The organism is Streptomyces griseoviridis (assembly GCF_005222485.1).
Taxonomy (GTDB): Bacteria; Actinomycetota; Actinomycetes; order Streptomycetales; family Streptomycetaceae; genus Streptomyces; species Streptomyces hintoniae.
The window spans coordinates 5243277-5262882 of record NZ_CP029078.1 but is presented as its reverse complement, the minus strand read 5'-3'; the positions used below and the strand labels follow the sequence as shown (position 1 = coordinate 5262882).

The 19606-nt window shown below is 71.9% G+C and carries 17 protein-coding genes and 1 pseudogene; 9 read left to right on the top strand and 9 right to left on the bottom strand.

Annotated elements, in window-relative coordinates:
* Positions 1-3: 3 nt before the first annotated feature.
* The 8 genes and pseudogenes from DDJ31_RS22705 to DDJ31_RS22670 all read right to left on the bottom strand — a co-directional run bounded on the left by DDJ31_RS22705 (position 4) and on the right by DDJ31_RS22670 (position 7883).
* Positions 4-1998: an NADH-quinone oxidoreductase subunit 5 family protein gene (locus tag DDJ31_RS22705; protein ID WP_127178515.1), complete on the bottom strand. Its 1995-nt coding sequence runs from the start codon at positions 1996-1998 to the stop codon at positions 4-6.
* Entirely contained in the window at positions 1995-2372 is a 378-nt protein-coding gene (gene nuoK / locus DDJ31_RS22700; RefSeq protein WP_127178516.1) for an NADH-quinone oxidoreductase subunit NuoK, read from the bottom strand. Before nuoK ends, DDJ31_RS22705 begins: the two co-directional genes overlap by 4 nt.
* Positions 2372-3160 (bottom strand): NADH-quinone oxidoreductase subunit J family protein, encoded by a 789-nt coding sequence (locus DDJ31_RS22695; RefSeq protein WP_240678110.1) that lies wholly within the window; start codon positions 3158-3160, stop codon positions 2372-2374. Before DDJ31_RS22695 ends, nuoK begins: the two co-directional genes overlap by 1 nt.
* Complete coding sequence (locus DDJ31_RS22690) at positions 3157-3738, bottom strand: NuoI/complex I 23 kDa subunit family protein (protein WP_127178517.1); 582 nt, start codon at positions 3736-3738, stop codon at positions 3157-3159. The genes DDJ31_RS22695 and DDJ31_RS22690 overlap by 4 nt, the downstream gene beginning before the upstream one ends.
* A complete protein-coding gene (locus DDJ31_RS22685) occupies positions 3738-4706 on the bottom strand; it encodes a complex I subunit 1/NuoH family protein (protein WP_127178518.1) in 969 nt (322 codons plus the stop codon). The genes DDJ31_RS22690 and DDJ31_RS22685 overlap by 1 nt, the downstream gene beginning before the upstream one ends.
* A complete protein-coding gene (locus DDJ31_RS22680) occupies positions 4703-6406 on the bottom strand; it encodes an NADH-quinone oxidoreductase subunit C (RefSeq protein WP_171480886.1) in 1704 nt (567 codons plus the stop codon). The genes DDJ31_RS22685 and DDJ31_RS22680 overlap by 4 nt, the downstream gene beginning before the upstream one ends.
* A 544-nt stretch (positions 6407-6950) precedes the next feature.
* Positions 6951-7500, bottom strand: a pseudogene (locus DDJ31_RS22675) (NADH-quinone oxidoreductase subunit B); the annotation flags it as partial.
* Entirely contained in the window at positions 7491-7883 is a 393-nt protein-coding gene (locus tag DDJ31_RS22670; RefSeq protein ID WP_127178519.1) for an NADH-quinone oxidoreductase subunit A, read from the bottom strand. The pseudogene DDJ31_RS22675 and the gene DDJ31_RS22670, both read right to left, overlap by 10 nt.
* 200 nt (positions 7884-8083) lie before the next feature.
* On the opposite strand from DDJ31_RS22670, the gene DDJ31_RS22665 reads away from it, so the two are divergent.
* The 5 genes from DDJ31_RS22665 (at position 8084) to DDJ31_RS22645 (ending at position 15064) form a co-directional block, all read left to right on the top strand.
* The gene (locus DDJ31_RS22665) at positions 8084-9277 is read left to right on the top strand and encodes a sensor histidine kinase (protein WP_127178520.1); all 1194 of its coding nucleotides are present in this window, start codon (positions 8084-8086) and stop codon (positions 9275-9277) included.
* Between the two features lie 197 nt (positions 9278-9474).
* The gene (locus tag DDJ31_RS22660) at positions 9475-10875 is read left to right on the top strand and encodes a sensor histidine kinase (RefSeq protein ID WP_127178521.1); all 1401 of its coding nucleotides are present in this window, start codon (positions 9475-9477) and stop codon (positions 10873-10875) included.
* Positions 10876-11221: 346 nt separating this feature from the next.
* Positions 11222-11881 (top strand): response regulator transcription factor, encoded by a 660-nt coding sequence (locus DDJ31_RS22655; RefSeq protein WP_276319330.1) that lies wholly within the window; start codon positions 11222-11224, stop codon positions 11879-11881.
* A 179-nt stretch (positions 11882-12060) separates the two neighbouring features.
* The gene (locus tag DDJ31_RS22650) at positions 12061-13989 is read left to right on the top strand and encodes a 2-oxoacid:acceptor oxidoreductase subunit alpha (protein WP_127178523.1); all 1929 of its coding nucleotides are present in this window, start codon (positions 12061-12063) and stop codon (positions 13987-13989) included.
* Positions 13982-15064, top strand: a complete 1083-nt coding sequence (locus DDJ31_RS22645) for a 2-oxoacid:ferredoxin oxidoreductase subunit beta (protein WP_127178524.1) — start codon at positions 13982-13984, stop codon at positions 15062-15064. The genes DDJ31_RS22650 and DDJ31_RS22645 overlap by 8 nt, the downstream gene beginning before the upstream one ends.
* A gap of 173 nt (positions 15065-15237) precedes the next feature.
* Here the strand turns inward: DDJ31_RS22645 and DDJ31_RS22640 are convergent, their stop codons facing one another.
* The gene (locus tag DDJ31_RS22640) at positions 15238-15585 is read right to left on the bottom strand and encodes a winged helix-turn-helix transcriptional regulator (RefSeq protein WP_127182645.1); all 348 of its coding nucleotides are present in this window, start codon (positions 15583-15585) and stop codon (positions 15238-15240) included.
* A gap of 124 nt (positions 15586-15709) precedes the next feature.
* Here DDJ31_RS22640 and DDJ31_RS22635 point away from each other — a divergent pair, with 124 nt between their 5' ends.
* From DDJ31_RS22635 to DDJ31_RS22620, 4 genes are all read left to right on the top strand, one after another.
* On the top strand, positions 15710-16564 hold the full coding sequence (locus DDJ31_RS22635; RefSeq protein WP_127178525.1) for an SDR family oxidoreductase: 855 nt from the start codon (positions 15710-15712) through the stop codon (positions 16562-16564).
* Positions 16565-16824: 260 nt separating this feature from the next.
* Positions 16825-17712, top strand: a complete 888-nt coding sequence (gene rarD / locus DDJ31_RS22630; RefSeq protein ID WP_240678409.1) for an EamA family transporter RarD — start codon at positions 16825-16827, stop codon at positions 17710-17712.
* 234 nt (positions 17713-17946) lie between these two features.
* Positions 17947-18456: a VOC family protein gene (locus tag DDJ31_RS22625; protein ID WP_127178527.1), complete on the top strand. Its 510-nt coding sequence runs from the start codon at positions 17947-17949 to the stop codon at positions 18454-18456.
* A gap of 161 nt (positions 18457-18617) precedes the next feature.
* Complete coding sequence (locus DDJ31_RS22620; protein ID WP_127178528.1) at positions 18618-19571, top strand: M28 family metallopeptidase; 954 nt, start codon at positions 18618-18620, stop codon at positions 19569-19571.
* Positions 19572-19606 lie beyond the last annotated feature (35 nt).

Below are 19606 nucleotides of genomic sequence, written 5' to 3'. Positions count from 1 at the left end.
TGCTCACGCTCCCGTGGCGACGAGGAGGGCGGCGACCGCCAGGACGACGGTGCCGGCGAGCAGCGCGCTCACATAGGTCTGCGCGTTGCCGGTCTGGGCCCGCCGTACGGCGGCCCCGAGGAGCCGGGGCACGGCGCCCGCGCCGCGCACATAGGTCTCGACGACCTCCCGGTCGAGGAACCGGACGAGGCGCGCGGCGGCCAGGACCGGGCGGACGAACAGCGCCGCGTAGACGGCGTCGAGGTGGAAGCCGCCGGCCGCGGGCCTGAACAGCGGGCCGAGCAGCAGCCGTCCCGGGTCGGCCGGGTCAGGGGCGGAGGTGAGGTCGCCGTAGGCGGCCCGGTGGCTGGCGATGGCCTCGGCCTCGACCCGTCCCGCGTCGCCCTCGGGGTGGGCGGCGACCGCGCCCAGCGGGACGCGGGTGGCGTACGCGGTGGTGTGCCACCAGGCCGCGTAGGTGACGATCCCGCCGACCAGGGCGATGCCGGTGCCGAGGACGGAGGTGGTCAGGGTCGGGGCGAGGTCGGGTGACTCGAACCAGCCGGGCAGCGAGCGGTAGGCGATCCCGCCCATGGCGAGGGACGGCACGGCGAGCACCCACAGGACGACGGTCATGCTGAGCGGCTGGCGCCCGTGGTCGGGGGCCTCGGCGCCGCGGCCCCGGAAGGCGAGCAGCCACAGCCGGGTGGCGTAGGCGGCGGTGAGCAGGGCCGCGAACAGCCCGGCGACGAGCACGGTCCAGCCCGCGGCACCGGGGGCGTGCTCGGTGTGCCCGGTGGCGACGTGTTCGGCCGCGCCGAGGACGGACTCCTTGGAGAAGAAGCCGCTGAAGGGAGGGATCGCGGCGAGCGCGAGGAGCGCCACGGTCATCGTCCAGAAGGCGTCGGGGACGCGGTCGCGCAGGTGGCCCATGCGGGACATGGCGGCCAGCGAGTTGGTGCCGGCCGCGTGGATGACCGCGCCGGCCGCGAGGAACAGGAGCGCCTTGAAGGCGCCGTGGGACAGGAGGTGGAAGACGGCGGCACCGCGGTCGCCGACGGCGAGGGCGCCGGTCATGTAGCCGAGCTGTCCGATCGTCGAGTAGGCGAGGACCCGCTTGATGTCGTCCTGGGCGAGTGCGGCGAGGCCGGAGCCGATCATCGTCACGGCGGCCATGACGGCGAGGACGGCCATCGCGGCACGGGACGCCTCGAAGACCGGGAGGAGCCGGGCGACGAAGTAGATGCCGGCGGCGACCATCGTCGCCGCGTGGATCAGGGCGGAGACGGGTGTCGGGCCGGCCATCGCGTCGGGCAGCCAGGTGTGCAGCGGGAACTGCGCGGACTTTCCGGCAACGCCCGCCAGGAGCAGCAGGGCGATCAGGGTGGGGTGGTCGAGTCCGCCGGTCGCGACGGTGTCGAGGACGGTGGTGATGCGGAACGAACCGGCGTCGGTGGCGAGCGCGAACAGGCCGATCAGGAAGGGGACGTCGCCGAGCTTGGTGACCAGGAAGGCCTTGAGGGAGGCGGCGCGGGCCTCCGGGGTCTCCCAGTAGTGGCCGACCAGGAAGTACGAGCAGATGCCCATGACCTCCCAGCCGACCAGCAGCACGATCAGGTCGCCGGAGTAGACGACGAGCAGCATCGCGGAGGTGAAGAGGGAGACCAGAGCGGCGTAGGAGGCGTAGCGCGGGTCGTCGCGCAGGTAGCCGGTGGAGTAGATCTGCACGCAGGAGGCGACGAACGCGACCAGGACGGCGACGAGCGCGGCGAAGCCGTCGATGTGCAGGGCGAGTTCGATCGGGACGGAGCCGGTGGGGGTGAGCTGGGTCGCGGAGTCGATGGCCCGGCCGCCGCCCTGGCGGGCTGTGACCAGCGCGGCGAGCACGAGGGAGGCGAGGGCTGGGAGGACGGCGAGCGGCCGGACGAAGCCGGGGGCGGTGCGGCCGAGGAGCAGTCCGGCGACGGCGCCGAGGAACGGCAGGAGGGGGACGAGGACGGCGAGGGTGGTCGTGGTCACGCGGTGGCCTCAGCCTTCTCGGCGGCCGTCCCGGCCTCGGGGTCGTCGGTCTCGTGGCCTTCGGCGGTGTCGCGGAGCCGGTCGATGTCCGAGGTGCCGCTGTTGCGGTACACGGCGAGGACGATCGCGAGGCCGATGCCGATCTCGGCGGCGGCGATGGCGATGGTGAAGAGGGTCAGGGCCTGGCCGGAGTGCAGGGTCTCGTGCGCGGCCCCGCTGAGCCAGACGTCGAAGGCGACGAGGTTCAGGTTGACGGCGTTGAGCATCAGCTCGACGGACATCAGGACGAGGATCGCGTTGCGGCGGGCGAGGACGCCGTAGACGCCGGTGCAGAAGAGGAGCGCGGAGAGGACGGCGGGATAGGCGAGGTGCATCAGCGGGTGCCGCCTTCCCGCTCGGCCGGCTTCTTCATGTCGTGCGGCCCGGTTCCGCGCGGGGCGTCGGCTCCGGTTCCAGTCGCGTCGTCCGGACCGGTTCCAGTCGCGTCGTCCGGACCGGTTCCCCTTGGACGGTCCGGCCCGGTTCCGCGCAGGCCGTCGGGTCCGGTGAACTCTTTCGGGTTATCCGGGACGGGCCGGGAACCGGCTTCGGCACCGCGGGAGTTCACAGGGGGAGGGCTCGGATCCGTCGTCGCCTTGCGGGACAGGACGATCGCGCCGACCAGTGCGGCGAGGAGAAGGACGGAGAGGGCCTCGAAGGGCAGGACCCAGTTCTGGAACAGGCTCGCTCCGGTGGCCTCGGTGGAGCCGGCCGCCGGGCCGTCGAGGTCGATCCAGGTGGTGCGGAAGGCGTCGACGACCACCCAGACCAGCGCGGCGGCCGCGGCGACTGCCACCGCCAGGGCGGCCCAGCGGTTGCCGGAGTCCGCGTCCGGGGAGCGGCCGATGGGGGCCCGCGTGAGCATCAGACCGAACAGAAGGAGGACGACCACGGATCCGACATAGATGAGGACCTGCACCCAGGCGATGAACTCGGCGGTGAGCAGCAGGTACTCGACAGCGAGTCCGCCGAGGGCGACCACCAGCCACAGCGCGGCGTGCACGAGCTGCCGGGTGGTGACGGTGACGACGGCGGCTCCGAGGGTGACCAGGCCGACGAGGAGGAAGGCGATCTCGACGCCGGTCGGGGAGAGGAAGCCGGGGCTGTCGGCGGCGAGGTTCACGCCTCCCCCTCCTTCGGCTCGGCCTGGGCCTGGGCCGCGGCCAGCTTCTCCGCGGTCTTGCGGGCGGCGGCGATCTCCTTGGGTTCCTCGGCGGCCGGGTCGAGGGCGGGCGGGGCCGGGACGGTCCACATCCACTCGCGGAGCTTGTCGCGCTCGTGGGTGAGTTCGCGGATGTCGGTCTCGGCGTACTCGAACTCCGGTGACCAGAACAGGGCGTCGAAAGGACAGACCTCGATGCAGATACCGCAGTACATGCAGAGGGAGAAGTCGATGGCGAAGCGGTCGAGGACGTTGCGGCTGCGTTCGCGGCCACCGGGGGCCGCCGCCGGGACGGTCTCCTTGTGGGAGTCGATGTAGATGCACCAGTCGGGGCACTCGCGGGCGCAGAGCATGCAGACCGTGCAGTTCTCCTCGAACAGGCCGATGACGCCGCGGGAGCGGGGCGGGAGGTCGGGCTGGACGTCCGGGTACTGCTCGGTGACCGTCTTCCTCGTCATGGTGCGGAGGGTGACGGCGAGACCCTTGGCGAGGCCGGAGCCTGGGATGCGGGACCGGGCGGGCTGCTGCGACTCGGCCATCAGGAGATCACCACCTTGACGATGCCGGTGAGGGCGATCTGAGCGAGGGAGAGGGGGACGAGGAGGGTCCAGGAGAGCTTCTGCAACTGGTCCTCGCGCAGCCGGGGGTAGGTCACGCGGAGCCAGATCACGACGAAGGCGAGGACGGCCGTCTTCAGCAGGGTCCACACCCAGCCGAGGCCGTCGGCGCCGAACGGGCCGTGCCAGCCGCCCAGGAAGAGGACGGTGGTCAGGCCGCACAGGACGACGATCCCGGCGTACTCGGCGAGGAGGAACAGGGCGAAGCGCAGGCCGGTGTACTCGGTGTAGGCGCCGAAGATGATCTCCGAGTCGGCGATGGGCATGTCGAAGGGCGGGCGCTGGAGTTCGGCGAGGCCGGCGACGAAGAAGACGATCGCGCCGACGATCTGCCAGGGCAGCCACCACCACTCGAAGGCGTCGAGGATGCCGGGGAGGGAGACGGTCCCGGCGGCCATGGCGACCGACGCGGCGGTGAGCAGCATCGGGAGTTCGTAGGCGAGGAGTTGGGCGGCGGTGCGCAGACCGCCCAGGAGGGAGAACTTGTTGGCGGAGGCCCAGCCGGCCATCAGGGAGCCGAGGACGCCGACTCCCATCACGGCGAGGACGAAGAAGACACCCGCGTCCACCACCTCGCCGACGGCTCCCTCGCCGGGACCGACGGGGATCACCAGGATGACGAGCAGATAGGGGAGGAGGGCGACGGCGGGGGCGAGTTGGAAGACGCGGCGGTCGGCGCCGGCCGGGACGATGTCTTCCTTCTGCGCGAACTTGACGCCGTCAGCGACCAGTTGGGCCCAGCCGTGGAAGCCACCGGCGTACATCGGACCCAGGCGGCCCTGCATGTGGGCCATGACCTTGTGCTCGGTCTGGCCGACGATCAGGGGGAAGGTGAGGAAGACGACGAAGACGATCAGGAGTCGCAGGGCGACGTCGAGAGCGTCGTTCACTGCGGGCCTCCGGCGGGGGTGTCGGGGGTGGGATCTTCGGGCGTGGGATCTTCGGGCGTGGAGTCGTCAGGGGTGGATTCCTCGGCAGCGGATTCCTCGGGAGTGGATTCGTCCGGGGCGCTGGTTTCGCGAGTGGTCTCCTCGCGAGCGGTCTCCTCCGGGGCAGAGGGGTTGGCGGCCGGGGTACCGGACGGCGGGCCGTCCGACGGCGGAGTCTTCGGAGCGGGCGGGCGCTTCCTCGGTTCCGGGGCGTCGTCGAAGGCGGGGCGGGCGTGGTGCCAGGGAGCGTCCGCGCTGCGCGGGGCCTTCGGCGGGGGCTGCGGGGTGCCGGCCTTGTCGGTGGAGTCGGCCTTGCCTGTGGCGTCGGCCTTGACGGTGGTGTCGGTCGGGCGTGAGGTCGACTCCAGCTCTCGCCCTGGCCGCGACTCCCGCTCAGGACGCGCCTCCCGCTCAGGCTTCGCGTCCGGCTCAGGACGTGCCCCCTGCCCAGGCTCCGCGTCCTGCCCAGGCTTCGCCTCCCCCACCGGCTGGGTGGTCGCGGCTCGTTGGGTGGCGGAACCGTCCGAGGCGCTGCGGGAGCGGCGGGGGCCGGAGCGGGCGCGGGGAGGTGCCTGGGGGCTCGGGTCCGGGGTCACCTGATCGGCGTCGGGGGTGGCGACCGGCTCGGGCGCCTCCGTGGGCTCAGCCGGCTCGGCCGTCTCCGAAGGGGCACCGGGACCGGTCGTCCCCGTGGGCTCCGTCGGCGCCGGGCCCTCGGTGTCGCGGGCGATCTGGCTCGCCGAGCCCTGGGAGGCCGAGCGGGTCCTGCGGGGGCCGGGGCGGGAGGTGGCCGGCGGCGGTGTCTCGGAGGCCGACGTGGCCTTCGGTTCTGCGGGCCCGTCCGGGACGTCAGGTGCACCGGGTGCGCTGGACGTACCGCGCGTGCCGGGCGCGTCGGGCGTGGCAGCCGTCGAGGGGGCCTCGGGGGTCGCCGGGGCGGCCGGTGTCGCTGTCGTCTCGGAGGCTTCCGTCCGGTCGGGGGTTGCCGTCGCCTCGGGGGTTCCCGTCGGAGCGGAAGCCGTGCGGGTGCGGCGGGGCGGCCGTTCGGTCGTGGCGCGCGGGGTGCGGGACGGGCGGGTCGGGGCTGCCGGGAGTTGGCCCTTGAGGGGGCCCCACTCGTTCGGGTCGGGTACGCCCGGTGGGAGCATCTGGCGGCGTTTGGGAGCGCCGTGGTCGGACTCGCCCGGCTCCTTGGCGCCCGGCCAGGCCTTGGCCACGCGGGCGGCGAGGACGAAGTCCTTGCGCAGGGGGTGGCCTTCGAAACCGTCGGGGAGGAGGAGGTGGTCGAGGCCGGGGTGGCCTTCGAAGGTGACGCCGAACATCTCGTGGGTCTCGCGTTCGTGCCAGGCGGCGCCCGCGTAGAGGTCAACGGCGGTGGGCAGGGTCGGTGTCCCGTGCGGGACCGTCGTGCGCAGCAGGAGCCGGCGGACCGGGGTGAGGGCGACGACGTGGGCGGAGACGCGGAAGCCGGTGCCGGGTTCGTCGACCGCGCTCAGCCAGTCGAAGTAGGTGCAGCCGAGGTCGTCGCGGGCCACGCGCAGGGTCGCGAGCCAGGTCTCGGGCGGTACGTCGACGGTCAGGACGTCGTAGGACTCCTCGGCGGTGGCGTCCGGGCCGAAGAGGTCGGCGGCGGGGGCGGGGAGCCATCCGACGTTCGTCATCGCGGGTCCTCCTCACCGGTGGCCGAGGACGCCGGCCGTTCCTCGACCGCTCCGCCGGGCGCTTCCCCGACCGCTCCCCCAGCCGGTCCGCCAGGCGTCTCCCCAGCCGGTCCCGCTGCCGGTCGCTCTGCCGGTCGCTCTGCCGTTGCGTCGGCTGTTCCGCCAGCCGTTCCGTCGGCCGTTCCGCCAGCCGTCGCAACAGCCCGTCCCCCGGACGCGCCGCCAGCCCCTGCCCCGGACGACGCTCCGCCGGCCGCTGCCCCGGTCGCTCCGCCGGGCTGCGGGCCCTTGACCAGGCCGCTCTGCAAGGCCGCAGCCGACGCCCTGCCCATCCCCGTCGAACCAGAACCAGAACCCGAACCAGAACCCCAATCCGGTCCCGAACCCGAGCCCGAACCCGAGCCCGAGCCCGAATCCGAGCCCGAATCCGAATCCGAGCCCTGCCCCTCGCCCCGGCCCTGCCCCTCGCCCCGGCCGTGCCCCCGCCCTTGGCCCTCGCCCCGGCCGTGTCCCCCGTTCTCATCCGGGCCGTCCGGCGGCGACGGTGTCGGGCCGTAGCGGGTGTTCAGGGACTCGCGGGCGATCTTCTCCTGGAGTTTGAGGATGCCCTGGAGGAGGGCCTCGGGGCGTGGGGGGCAGCCGGGCACGTAGACGTCGACGGGGATGATCTGGTCGACGCCCTTGGTGACGGAGTACGAGTCCCAGTACGGGCCGCCGCAGTTGGAGCAGGCGCCGAAGGAGATGACGTACTTGGGTTCCGGCATCTGTTCGTAGAGGCGCTTCACGGCCGGGGCCATCTTGTCCGTGACCGTGCCGGAGACGACCATCAGGTCCGCCTGGCGCGGGCCGGGCGCGAAGGGGATGACGCCGAGGCGGATGAAGTCGTGGCGGGCCATCGACGCGGCGATGAACTCGATGGCGCAGCAGGCGAGGCCGAAGTTGAAGACCCAGAGGGAGTACCGGCGGCCCCAGTTGAGGACGACCTTCATCGGCTCGGGGGCGAGGCGGGCGAGGGCGCCCAGCCGTTTCGGCTCCGGGAGCAGCACCGGTTCCCGCTGCGGCTCCGGTGTGTTCGGTTCTGGCCTCACGTCCATGCCAGGACGCCCTTCTTGTATGCGTACAGCAGGCCCACGGCCAGGAAGCCGAGGAAGACGAACATCTCGACGAGGGTCGCGGCGCCGTATCCGGGGGCGGCGAAGACCGTCGCCCAGGGGAAGAGGAAGATCGAGTCGACGGCGAAGATGACGTAGAGGAACGCGTAGACGTAGTAGCGGACCTGGGTGTGGGCCCAGCCCTCGCCGACGGGGTCGACGCCGCACTCGTACGTCATGAGCTTCTCGGGGGTGGGGACCACCGGCCGCAGCAGCCGTCCCGCGCCGAAGGCGACGGCGACGAACAGCACGCCGACGACGGCGAGCAGTCCGACGACCGAGTACGACTGGAAGTAGTCCGCCGCGATGACGGTCGGTTCCCGCACGTCCGTCCCCTCGCTCCCCTGGCCGTGATCCGTACGACTGTGATCCGTACGCACGGGAGTCTAGGCCCTGATAAAGCGGCGGTAAGCAGACCGTCGTGGTCTGCCGCCCCGGGCCGGCGCGCGGGGGTGGGGTTTTCCCCAGGGTACGGAGGCGGCCCGCCTCATGGCGTCGGGTCGCGGAGCGCGGCAGGCTGGCGGATATGACCGAACGACTCTTCAGTGACGACGGCGACGGCGACCGCCTGCCACCTCCCCGCTTCGCCTACGACCGCGCCACCTGGAAGGAGATCGCGCATCTCCTGGCGAACCTGCCGGTGTCGCTGGTCGGGTTCGTCTACGTCGTGACGGTGCTGCTCACCGGCGGGGTGCTGGCGTTGACGGTGATCGGGTTCCCGATGCTGGCGGGCGGGCTGCTCGGCGCGCGGCAGTTGGGGCGGCTGGAACGGGCGCGGGCCAGGAAGCTGCTCGGGGTGCGGATCGAGGAGCCGAGCCCGTTGCCCCGGCGTTCCGGGTTCATGCCGTGGCTGTGGATGACGTTGAAGGACCCGGTGGGCTGGCGCACCGTGCTCTACGAGTTCATACGGCTGCCGTGGGGAGTTCTGACCTTCACCGTCACGTTGATCTCCCTGTTCGTGCTCTGGCCTGTGCTGCCGTTCCTGGCCCGTGGTCTTACGAGCGCCGACCGGGCGATGGTGCGCGCGCTGCTGTCGCCGTCCGACGAACTGGAGCGGCGGATCGCCGAGTTGGAGTCGGATCGCGGGGTCGTGGTGGACACGGCGGCGGCCGATCTGCGGCGCATCGAGCGGGATCTGCACGACGGGGCGCAGGCCAGGCTCGTCAACCTGGCGATGGGGCTCGGGCTGGCCAAGGAGAAGCTGATCGAGGACCCGGACGCGGCGGCGACGATGGTCGCGGAGGCGCACGGCGAGGTGAAGCTGGCGTTGCAGGAGCTGCGGGATCTGGCGCGCGGCATCCATCCGGCCGTGCTGACCGACCGGGGGCTCGACGCGGCGCTCTCGTCGGTGGCCACGCGGTGCACGGTGCCGGTGAAGGTGACCGTCGATCTGGTGGCGCGGCCGGCGGCGGCGATCGAGGGGATCGCCTACTTCACCGTCTCGGAACTGCTCCAGAACATCAGCAAGCACAGTGGTGCGCGGGCGGCCTCGGTGGAGGTGTGGCGGTCGGCCGACCGGTTGCTGGTCCAGGTCGAGGACGACGGCAGGGGCGGGGCGCGGCTGGCGGACGGCACCGGGATGAAGGGGCTCGCGGACCGGCTGGGCGCCGTCGACGGGCTGTTCGCGCTGGACTCGCCGGTCGGCGGCCCGACCGTCGTCACGGCCGAACTGCCGTGGCGGGACAGGACCGAGGACCAGGGCGCCGGCTCCCCGCCGTAGCAGGACCCGGGGGCGCGGAGGCGGGGGTAGGGAAAACCCCCCTTCCAAGACTCCGACGGCCTCCATGGCTCGTGGACCTGCGACGCAGCAGGGTGGAGGTAGCGCGGACACCCCGTGCGGCGGGTGCGCGCGGCGGGCGCGCGGACGCGTGAACGCGTGAACGCGGACGAGTAGACGAGTAGAAACGGACGACGCCGATGGCCTCGGAGTACGGGCACGACGACGGGTTCAGGCACGGGTACGGGTACGGGTACGGGGACGGCGACGGGTCGCTGCGCGGGTACGGGCGGGGCGGGGAGCGCGGGCACCGGGTGCCGGCCGGGCTGCGGGCGCCGTTCGAGGGGCGCGCCTGGCGGGAGTTCGGGTACGTGCTGCTCGGTCTGCCGATCGGGATCGTGCTGTTCACGTACGCGGTCACGATGGTGTCGCTGGGGCTCGGCCTGCTGGTGACGTTCGTGGGAATCCCGGTGCTGGCGCTGACGCTCGCGGGCTGCCGCGGTTTCGGCGCGCTGGAGCGGGCGCGGGCGCGCGGGCTGCTCGGCCTCGACGTGGCCGCCCCCGAGCCGCTGCGGATCAAGGGCGACGGCGTGATGGCCTGGGTGGGGGCGGTGCTCAAGAGCGGCACCTCGTGGCGGACGCTGCTGTACGCGCTGCTTCAGTTCCCGTGGTCGGTGTTCTCGTTCTGCGTCGCGCTGCCGTTCTGGACGTGCGGCTGGACGCTGCTGACGTATCCGCTGTGGTCCTGGGTCTTCCCGATGTACGGGGGTCAGGGCGGCCTCCAGCTGTACGGCGACGAGCACCACCGGGTCTACCTCGACAACCCGTTCGAGATCGGGGTGACGGCGCTGGTCGGACTGTTGATCACGTTGGCGACGCCGTGGATCGTGCGGGCGCTGACGCAGGTGGACCGGCTGATGGTGCACGGGCTGCTCGGCCCGACGCGGCTGTCGGCGCGGGTGGTGGAGCTGGAGTCGGACCGCGGGGTGGTGGTGGACACGGCCGCCGCCGACCTGCGGCGCATCGAGCGGGATCTGCACGACGGGGCGCAGGCCAGGCTCGTCAGCCTGGCGATGGACCTGGGGCTGGCCAAGGAGAAGCTGGCGGAGGACCCGCGGGCCGCGGCGCGGATGGTGGACGAGGCGCACGGCGAGGTGAAGACGGCGTTGCAGGAGCTGCGGGATCTGGCGCGCGGCATCCATCCGGCCGTGCTGACCGACCGGGGGCTCGACGCGGCGCTCTCGTCGGTGGCCACGCGGTGCGCGGTGCCGGTGCAGGTGGAGGTCGACCTCACGGAGCGTCCCGCGCCCGCGATCGAGGGGATCGCCTACTTCACCGTCTCGGAGCTGCTCCAGAACGTCAGCAAGCACGCGCGGGCCACGTGGGCGACCGTCGACGTGTGGCGGGTCGAGGACCGGCTGATGGTGCAGGTGATGGACAACGGGGTGGGCGGGGCGGACGCGGCCGGCGGTTCCGGGCTGAGCGGACTGGCCGGGCGGGTGGACGCGGTGGACGGGATCCTGGTGGTCGACTCGCCGGTGGGCGGCCCGACCCGGGTGACGGCGGAGCTGCCGTGGCGGGGAGCACGGGCCCTGCGGTGACCCGGGGGGGGCATGGGCCCTGCGGTGACCCGGGGGCATGGGCCTTGCGGTGACCCGGGGGGCCGCGCGCCCGCGCCCGCCCGTACGCCCCCTGGGGAGACCCGGCCCGCCCCCGCCCGTACGCCCCCTGGGGAGACCCGGCCCGCCCCCGCCCGTACGCCCCCTGGGGAGACCCGGCCCGCCCCCGCCCGTAGGCCCCTGGGGAGACCCGGCCCGCCCGCTCGGGAACCCCGGCCCGCCGGGCCGTCTCCGAACGGCCCGGTCTGTCCCTCGGCAAAAGCTGGGATGCTGGCTCCCGGACACACAACGGAGTCCGGCTGGGGGGCCAGAGAGCGTGGAGGACAGGGTGCGGGTGGTCATCGCCGAGGATTCGGTGCTGCTCAGGGAGGGGTTGACCCGGTTGCTGACCGACCGGGGGCATGACGTGGTCGCGGGCGTCGGTGACGGGGACGCGCTGGTCAAGACGATCATCGGGCTCGACGGGCAGGGCGAACTGCCCGATGTCGTGGTCGCCGACGTGCGGATGCCGCCGACCCACACGGACGAGGGCGTCCGGGCGGCCGTGCGGCTGCGCAAGGCGTATCCGGGGCTCGGGGTGCTGGTGCTCTCGCAGTACGTCGAGGAGCGGTACGCCACCGAACTCCTGGCTGGTTCCAGTCGGGGCGTGGGCTATCTCCTCAAGGACCGGGTGGCCGACGTACGGGAGTTCGTGGACGCGGTGGTGCGGGTGGCCGAGGGCGGTACCGCGCTCGACCCGGAGGTCGTGGCGCAGTTGCTCGGGCGCAGCCGCAAGCAGGACGTGCTGGCCGGTCTGACGCCCCGGGAGCGCGAGGTGCTGGGGCTGATGGCCGAGGGGCGCACCAACTCCGCGATCGCCCGGCAGCTGGTGGTGAGCGACGGTGCCGTCGAGAAGCACGTCAGCAACATCTTCCTGAAGCTGGGGCTCTCCCCCAGCGACGGTGACCATCGGCGGGTGCTCGCGGTGCTCACCTACATCAACACCTGACAGGTGGCCAAGGGGTTTCACCCTCGAAATCCGGACAAGTCAGGGCGGTGAGCCGTCTCAAAAGCGTGTCCAAGAGGCGAATCACCGGGGGAAGGCGACCCTTGCGGCCGTAGGGTTGGTCCGGGCTGGCCTTCGGGAAGGCCGGGCCCAGACAGCCGCCTTGAGGGAGGTCCAGTTCAGTGACCAGCCAGGCCAGCAGGACAGCGGAACAGGCCGACGAACCCCTACTTTCAGAGCAGCGCGATCCGGCGGGCACGAAGGACGTCCGCAGGCTGGACCGGGTGATCATCCGGTTCGCTGGTGACTCTGGTGACGGCATGCAGCTCACCGGTGACCGGTTCACGTCGGAGACGGCGTCGTTCGGGAACGATCTGTCGACGTTGCCGAATTTCCCGGCGGAGATCCGGGCTCCCGCGGGGACGCTGCCGGGGGTGTCGTCCTTCCAGCTGCATTTCGCGGATCACGACATCCTGACCCCGGGGGACGCGCCGGATGTGCTGGTGGCGATGAATCCGGCGGCGTTGAAGGCGAACATCGCTGATCTGCCGCGGGGCGCGGAGATCATCGTGGACACGGACGAGTTCACGAAGCGGGCGGTGGCGAAGGTCGGGTACGCGGCGTCGCCGCTGGAGGACGGTTCGCTGGAGGGGTACCGGCTGCACCAGGTGCCGTTGACGACGTTGACGGTGGAGGCGCTGACCGGGTTCGACCTCAGCCGCAAGGAGGCCGAGCGGAGCAAGAACATGTTCGCGCTGGGGCTGCTGAGCTGGATGTACCACCGGCCGACGGAGGGTACGGAGCGGTTCCTGAGAGCGAAGTTCGCGAAGCGGCCGGAGATCGCGGAGGCGAACCTCGCGGCGTTCCGGGCGGGCTGGAACTTCGGGGAGACGACGGAGGATTTCGCGGTCTCCTACGAGGTCGCCCCGGCGACGACGGCGTTCCCCGCGGGGGTGTACCGGAACATCTCGGGGAATCTGGCCCTGTCGTACGGGCTCGTCGCGGCGTCCCGGCAGGCGGGGCTGCCGCTCTTCCTTGGCTCGTATCCGATCACCCCGGCGTCGGACATCCTGCACGAGCTGAGCCGGCACAAGAACTTCGGGGTCAGGACGTTCCAGGCGGAGGACGAGATCGCGGGGGTGGGTGCGGCGCTGGGGGCGGCGTTCGGGGGTGCGCTCGGGGTGACGACGACGTCGGGTCCCGGGGTGGCGCTGAAGTCGGAGACGATCGGTCTCGCGGTGTCGATGGAGCTGCCGCTGCTGGTGGTGGACATCCAGCGCGGGGGGCCATCGACGGGGCTGCCGACCAAGACGGAGCAGGCCGATCTGCTCCAGGCGATGTTCGGGCGCAACGGTGAGGCGCCGGTGCCGGTGATCGCGCCGCGGACCCCGGCGGACTGCTTCGACGCGGCGTTGGAGGCGGCGCGGATCGCGCTGGCCTACCGGACCCCGGTCTTCCTGCTCTCCGACGGCTACCTCGCCAACGGCTCGGAGCCGTGGCGGATCCCGGACGTGGCAGAGCTGCCGGATCTGCGGGTGGCGTTCGCGCGGGAGCGCAACCACACCCTCGAGGACGGCAGCGAGGTGTTCTGGCCCTACAAACGCGACCCGCGCACCCTGGCCAGGCCGTGGGCGGTGCCGGGCACCCCCGGACTCGAACACCGGATCGGCGGGATCGAGAAGCAGGACGGCAGCGGGGAGATCTCCTACGCGCCCGCCAACCACGCGTTCATGGTCCGCACCCGGCAGGCGAAGATCGACGGGATCGAGGTCGCCGACCTCACCGTCGACGATCCGCACCGGGCCAGGACCCTGGTCCTGGGCTGGGGCTCCACCTACGGCCCGATCACCGCGGCCGTCAGACGGCTGCGCACCGCGGGCGAGGCCATCGCGCAGGCCCATCTGCGCCACCTCAACCCCTTCCCCGCCAACCTCGGCAGCGTCCTGGCGCGGTACGAGCGGGTGGTGATCCCGGAGATGAACCTCGGACAGCTCGCCACCCTCGTGCGCGCGAAGTACCTCGTCGACGCCCGCTCCTACCACCAGGTCAACGGCATGCCGTTCAAGGCCGAGCAGCTCGCCACGGCACTGAAGGAGGCCATCGATGGCTGACACGCCCGTCACCGCGCACCCTGGCACGGCCGAGGCGCTCTCCCTGGTGCCGAAAGCCGCCGCACGCCAGTCCATGAAGGACTTCAAGTCGGACCAGGAGGTGCGCTGGTGCCCGGGATGCGGGGACTACGCGATCCTCGCCGCGGTCCAGGGCTTCCTGCCCGAACTGGGCCTGGCCCGCGAGAACATCGTCTTCGTCTCCGGGATCGGCTGCTCCTCCCGCTTCCCGTACTACATGAACACCTACGGGATGCACTCCATCCACGGCCGCGCCCCCGCCATCGCGACCGGCCTCGCCGCCTCCCGCCGCGACCTGAGCGTCTGGGTCGTCACCGGCGACGGCGACGCCCTCTCCATCGGCGGCAACCACCTGATCCACGCCCTGCGCCGCAACGTCAACCTGAAGATCCTCCTCTTCAACAACCGGATCTACGGGCTGACCAAGGGCCAGTACTCACCGACCTCCGAGATCGGCAAGATCACCAAGTCGACGCCGATGGGGTCCCTCGACGCCCCCTTCAACCCGCTCTCCCTGGCGATCGGCGCCGAGGCCTCCTTCGTCGCCCGCACCGTCGACTCCGACCGCAGACACCTCACCTCGGTGCTGCGCCAGGCCGCCGCCCACCAGGGCACCGCGCTCATCGAGATCTACCAGAACTGCAACATCTTCAACGACGGCGCCTTCGACGTCGTCAAGGACCGCGACCGCGCCGAGGAAGCCGTCATCCGCCTCGAACACGGACAGCCGGTCCGCTTCGGCCGCGACCAGCACAAGGGCGTGGTCCGCGATCCCGCAACCGGCGACCTCGCCGTCGTCGACGTCACCCCCGACAACGAGGACCGCCTCCTCGTCCACGACGCCCACGCCGCCTCCCCCACCACGGCCTTCGCCCTCACCCGGCTCGCCGACCCCGACACCCTCCACCACACCCCCATCGGCGTCCTGCGCTCCGTCCGACGCCCCGTCTACGACAGCCAGATGAGCGACCAGCTCGACACCGCCGTCCACCGCCAGGGCGAAGGCGACCTCGCCACCCTCCTGACCGGCAACGACACCTGGACCGTCACCGACTGACAACGCCGACAACAGCGATAACACCGATAACGCCGATAACACCGACAGCGCTGACAGCGCCGGCAGCACGGACCGGCAGCCGCCGCCTCGGCCGGTCGTTCGCCGACCGCTGTCGGCCGGCGTCGGCCGCTGTCGGCCGGCGTCAGCCGCTGTCGGCCGTGCCGCGCGGGGCGTCACCGACCGGTGGCGCCCTTTCGCGTGTCGTAGCGCTGCCGCGCCTCCTCCACCCGCTCCATCCGGCTCTCCGTCCAGCGGGCGAGGGCCCGCACCTGTTCGGCCGCCTCGCGGCCCAGGTCGGTGAGGGAGTAGTCGACGCGCGGCGGGATCACCGGCTTGGCGTCGCGGTGGACCAGGCCGTCGCGCTCCAGGGTCTGGAGGGTCTGGGTGAGCATCTTCTCGCTGACCCGGCCGATGGCCCGGCGCAGTTCGCTGAACCGGTACGGGCGTTCGAGCAGCGCGATCAGGACCAGGACGCCCCAGCGGCTGGTCAGGTGCTCCAGGACCAGGCGGTGCGGGCACATCGCCTCTTGGGCCACCACTTCACTTACTTTCACACCAGTACCTTACTTCAAAGTGGGTACTTTCCAGAAGTTAGCGCTCCCCCTATGGTTAGCGACAGACGCACCCCACAAGGAGTTCTGAATCATGAGCATCGTCGTCACCGGAGCCACTGGACACCTCGGCCGTCTCGTCGTGGAGCAGCTGCTCGAGAAGGTCCCCGCGGGAGAGGTCACCGCCGTCGTCCGCGACGAGGCCAAGGCCGCCTCGTTCGCCGCGCGCGGTGTGCGGATCGCCGTCGCGGACTACAACACGCCCGAGTCCTTCGACAGCCTCTTCGCGGCCGGCGACAAGGTGCTGCTGATCTCCGGGAACGAGTTCGACAAGGGCCGGGTGCAGCAGCACCAGGTCGTCATCGACGCCGCGAAGGCGGCCGGGGTCGCACTGCTCGCCTACACCAGCGCCCCGGGCCCGCTGAAGGCCGCCCTCGCCGACGACCACCGGGGCACCGAGCAGGCGCTGCGCGCCTCCGGGGTGCCGTACACCCTGCTGCGCAACGGCTGGTACAACGAGAACTACACGGAGAACCTGGGTCCTGTCCTGGAGCACAACGCCGTCGTGCAGGCCGCGGGTGACGGCCGGGTCTCCTCCGCCGCCCGCGCCGACTACGCGGGCGCCGCGGTCGCCGTCCTGACCGGCGAGGGCCACGAGAACGCGACGTACGAGCTGGGCGGCGACGAGGCGTGGGGCTTCGCCGAGTTCGCGGCCGAGCTGAGCCGGCAGACCGGCAAGGAGATCGTCTACAACGCCGTCTCCGTCGAGGACCTGACCGGCATCCTGGCGGGCGCCGGCGTCCCGGGCCCGGTCGCGGCGATCCTCGCGGGCGTCGACGCGTCCATCGAGAAGGGCGAGCTGGTCGTCACCTCGGGCGACCTGTCCCGGCTGACCGGCCGCCCGACCACGCCGCTGGCCGACTCGATCGCGGTGGCGCTCAAGGGCTGACGCCGACACCGGGCGAGGGGGCGGCCGGGGCGCACTTCGGGGCACTCCCGGCGCGGGCCCCTTCCCGCTCCCCCTGCCCACGGCAGCGCGGCCCCCGCCTGTCATGACCGTATGGCGATACGGGCATGACAGACGGGGGCCGTCGGCGCTACCTTCGTCGCGGTCCGCGCGTGCGGCCGGTCGAGAGGGAGGGACCCGTGGCCAGGAAGCCGAGGGGCGAGCGTCACATAGGTTTGCTGAACGGGTTCGCGGCCTACGGCATGTGGGGGCTCGTCCCCCTCTTCTGGCCGCTCCTCAAACCCGCGGGGGCGCTGGAGATCCTCGCCCACCGCATGGTCTGGTCGCTCGCCTTCGTGGCCGTCGCGCTGCTCGTGGTGCGGCGCTGGGCCTGGGCGGGCGAGCTGCTGCGGCAGCCCAGGCGGCTGGCGCTGGTCGCGGCGGGCGCCGCGGTGATCACCGTCAACTGGGGCGTCTACATCTGGTCCGTGAACAGCGGGCACGTCGTCGAGGCCTCCCTCGGGTACTTCATCAACCCGCTCGTCACCATCGCCATCGGCGTCCTGCTGCTGAAGGAACGGCTGCGGCCCGCGCAGTGGACGGCGGTCGGGGTCGGCTTCTCCGCCGTCGTCGTGCTGACCGTCGGGTACGGGCACCCGCCGTGGATCTCGCTCACCCTCGCGTTCTCGTTCGCCGCGTACGGACTGGTGAAGAAGAAGGTCAACCTCGGCGGGGTGGAGTCGCTGGCCGCCGAGACCGCGATCCAGTTCCTGCCCGCGCTCGGCTATCTGCTGTGGCTCGGCGGGCGGGGCGGTTCGACGTTCGCGAGCGAGGGCGCGGGGCACGCGGCGCTCCTCGCGGCGACCGGCGTGGTGACCGCGCTGCCGCTGGTCTGCTTCGGGGCTGCGGCCATCCGGGTGCCGTTGTCGACGCTGGGGCTGCTCCAGTACATGGCACCGGTGTTCCAGTTCGTGCTGGGGATCGTCTACTTCCACGAGGAGATGCCGGTCGAGCGGTGGGCCGGGTTCGCGCTGGTGTGGCTGGCGCTGTGCCTGCTGACGTTCGACGCGTTCCGCGCGGCCCGCGGCTCGGGCCGACGGGTGATCGTGGCCCGGGGCTCGACGACGCGGTCCCCGACGGTGGACGCGTGAGCGGCCGCGGCAGTCGCTGAGCACCGTCGGTACTCCGTGACTTCCTGACTGCCTGATTCCCTGGCTCCCTGACTCCCTGACTCCCTGAGCGCCCTCGGCGCTCCCCGCACCCTCGGCGCTCCGAGAACGCGGAGCGCTGAGGGTGCGGGGAGCGCTCCGAGCCGCAGCCTTCGGTTTCGAACGTGTATTCGCATAACGGTGGCAGGAGGCACCCGCGTTCAGTTGAATGGGGTCATGACCGACAAGCGAGCCGCGCAGCCGGAAACCGGGGCTCCCGAGCCCGCCCCCGCCAGCGCCCCCGTCCACTGGAAACTCGTCGTCGACGCGGGCGACCCGCACGCCCAGGCCGACTTCTGGGCCGCGGCGCTGCACTACGTGGTCGAGGACAACAGCGTCCTCGTGCGGCGGCTCCTCGACGCCGGGGCGGTGCCCGCCGAGGCGACCGTCGAGCACCTCGGGCGCCCCGCCTTCCGTGACCTGATCGCCGTTCGGCACCCGGACGACCCGTTCGACGCGGAGAGCGGGACGGGGCTCGGGCGGCGGCTGCTGTTCCAGCGGGTGCCCGAGGCGAAGACGGTCAAGAACCGGCTGCACCTCGATCTGCACCCCGGCGAGGGGCTGCGGGACGCGGAGACCGCCCGGCTCGAGAGCCTGGGGGCGCGGGTGGTGCGGCGGGTGGCGGGTCCCGGGGGCGCGTGGGTGGTCATGGCGGACCCGGAGGGCGGCGAATTCTGCGTTCACTAGCATCCGGGCGGGGGCATCGCCCCGGGTTGTTCCGTTATACGAACACGCTGTCCTGATAGCGCTCTTGACGGCGCGTCCGTACCGGCACCACCATCCTGGCACCGCAATTCACTCAGGAATCAACGCGATTCCCCTGACGCATGGAATTCGGAGCCCCCCACATGAAGTTCTCCGTCTCCGGGCGGGCGTCGGCCGCTGCCGTCGTCGCCGCCGTCACCCTCCTCGCCACCGGGTCCATAGCCGGCGCGGCGCCCGCCCCCACAGCGGGCGCCGCGGCCTCCGCACCCGACATCCCCGTCGCCAACGTCAAGGCGCACCTTGCCCAGTTGCAGTCCATCGCCACCGCCAACGGCGGCAACAGGGCCCACGGCAGAGCCGGTTACCTGGCCTCCGTCAACTACGTGAAGGGCAAGCTGGACGCGGCCGGATTCACCACCACCGTCCAGCAGTTCACCTCCTCAGGGAGCACCGGCTACAACCTGATCGCCGACTGGCCGGGCGGCGACGCCAACCAGGTCGTCATGGCGGGCTCGCACCTCGACAGCGTGACCGCGGGCGCCGGCATCAACGACAACGGCTCCGGTTCCGCCGCCATCCTGGAGACCGCGCTCGCCGTCGCCCGCTCCGGGTACCAGCCGACCAAGCACCTGCGGTTCGCCTGGTGGGGCGCGGAGGAGCTGGGGATGGTCGGCTCCCGCGCGTACGTCAACGGCCTCTCCACCGCCAACCGGGCGAAGATCAGCGGCTATCTGAACTTCGACATGATCGGCTCCCCGAACCCGGGCTACTTCGTCTACGACGACGACCCGACGATCGAGAAGACGTTCAAGAACTACTTCACCGGCCTGGGCATCGCCACCGAGCCGGAGACCGAGGGCGACGGACGGTCCGACCACGCGCCGTTCAAGAACGCGGGCGTCCCGGTCGGCGGCCTGTTCAGCGGCGCCGACTACAAGAAGACGAGCGCGCAGGCCGCCAAGTGGGGCGGCACGGTCGGTCTCGCCTTCGACCGCTGCTACCACGCGTCCTGCGACACCAGCGCCAACATCAACGACACCGCGCTGGACCGCAACAGCGACGCGATCGCCTACGCGATGTGGACGCTGTCGTCGTAACACCCGCTGAAAGGTGCTGAGTCGGGCCCGCCGGG

What these genes read in the sequence shown, in the direction of transcription:
- nuoK (WP_127178516.1), bottom strand. Translation starts at nt 2,372, where the DNA reads ATGCACCTCGCCTATCCCGCCGTCCTCTCCGCGCTCCTCTTCTGCACC.
- DDJ31_RS22680 (WP_171480886.1), bottom strand. Translation starts at nt 6,406, where the DNA reads ATGACGAACGTCGGATGGCTCCCCGCCCCCGCCGCCGACCTCTTCGGC.
- DDJ31_RS22645 (WP_127178524.1), top strand. Translation starts at nt 13,982, where the DNA reads ATGGCTGACACGCCCGTCACCGCGCACCCTGGCACGGCCGAGGCGCTC.
- DDJ31_RS22690 (WP_127178517.1), bottom strand. Translation starts at nt 3,738, where the DNA reads ATGGCCGAGTCGCAGCAGCCCGCCCGGTCCCGCATCCCAGGCTCCGGC.
- DDJ31_RS22660 (WP_127178521.1), top strand. Translation starts at nt 9,475, where the DNA reads ATGGCCTCGGAGTACGGGCACGACGACGGGTTCAGGCACGGGTACGGG.
- DDJ31_RS22665 (WP_127178520.1), top strand. Translation starts at nt 8,084, where the DNA reads ATGACCGAACGACTCTTCAGTGACGACGGCGACGGCGACCGCCTGCCA.
- DDJ31_RS22620 (WP_127178528.1), top strand. Translation starts at nt 18,618, where the DNA reads ATGAAGTTCTCCGTCTCCGGGCGGGCGTCGGCCGCTGCCGTCGTCGCC.
- DDJ31_RS22640 (WP_127182645.1), bottom strand. Translation starts at nt 15,585, where the DNA reads ATGTGCCCGCACCGCCTGGTCCTGGAGCACCTGACCAGCCGCTGGGGC.
- DDJ31_RS22625 (WP_127178527.1), top strand. Translation starts at nt 17,947, where the DNA reads ATGACCGACAAGCGAGCCGCGCAGCCGGAAACCGGGGCTCCCGAGCCC.
- rarD (WP_240678409.1), top strand. Translation starts at nt 16,825, where the DNA reads ATGTGGGGGCTCGTCCCCCTCTTCTGGCCGCTCCTCAAACCCGCGGGG.
- DDJ31_RS22635 (WP_127178525.1), top strand. Translation starts at nt 15,710, where the DNA reads ATGAGCATCGTCGTCACCGGAGCCACTGGACACCTCGGCCGTCTCGTC.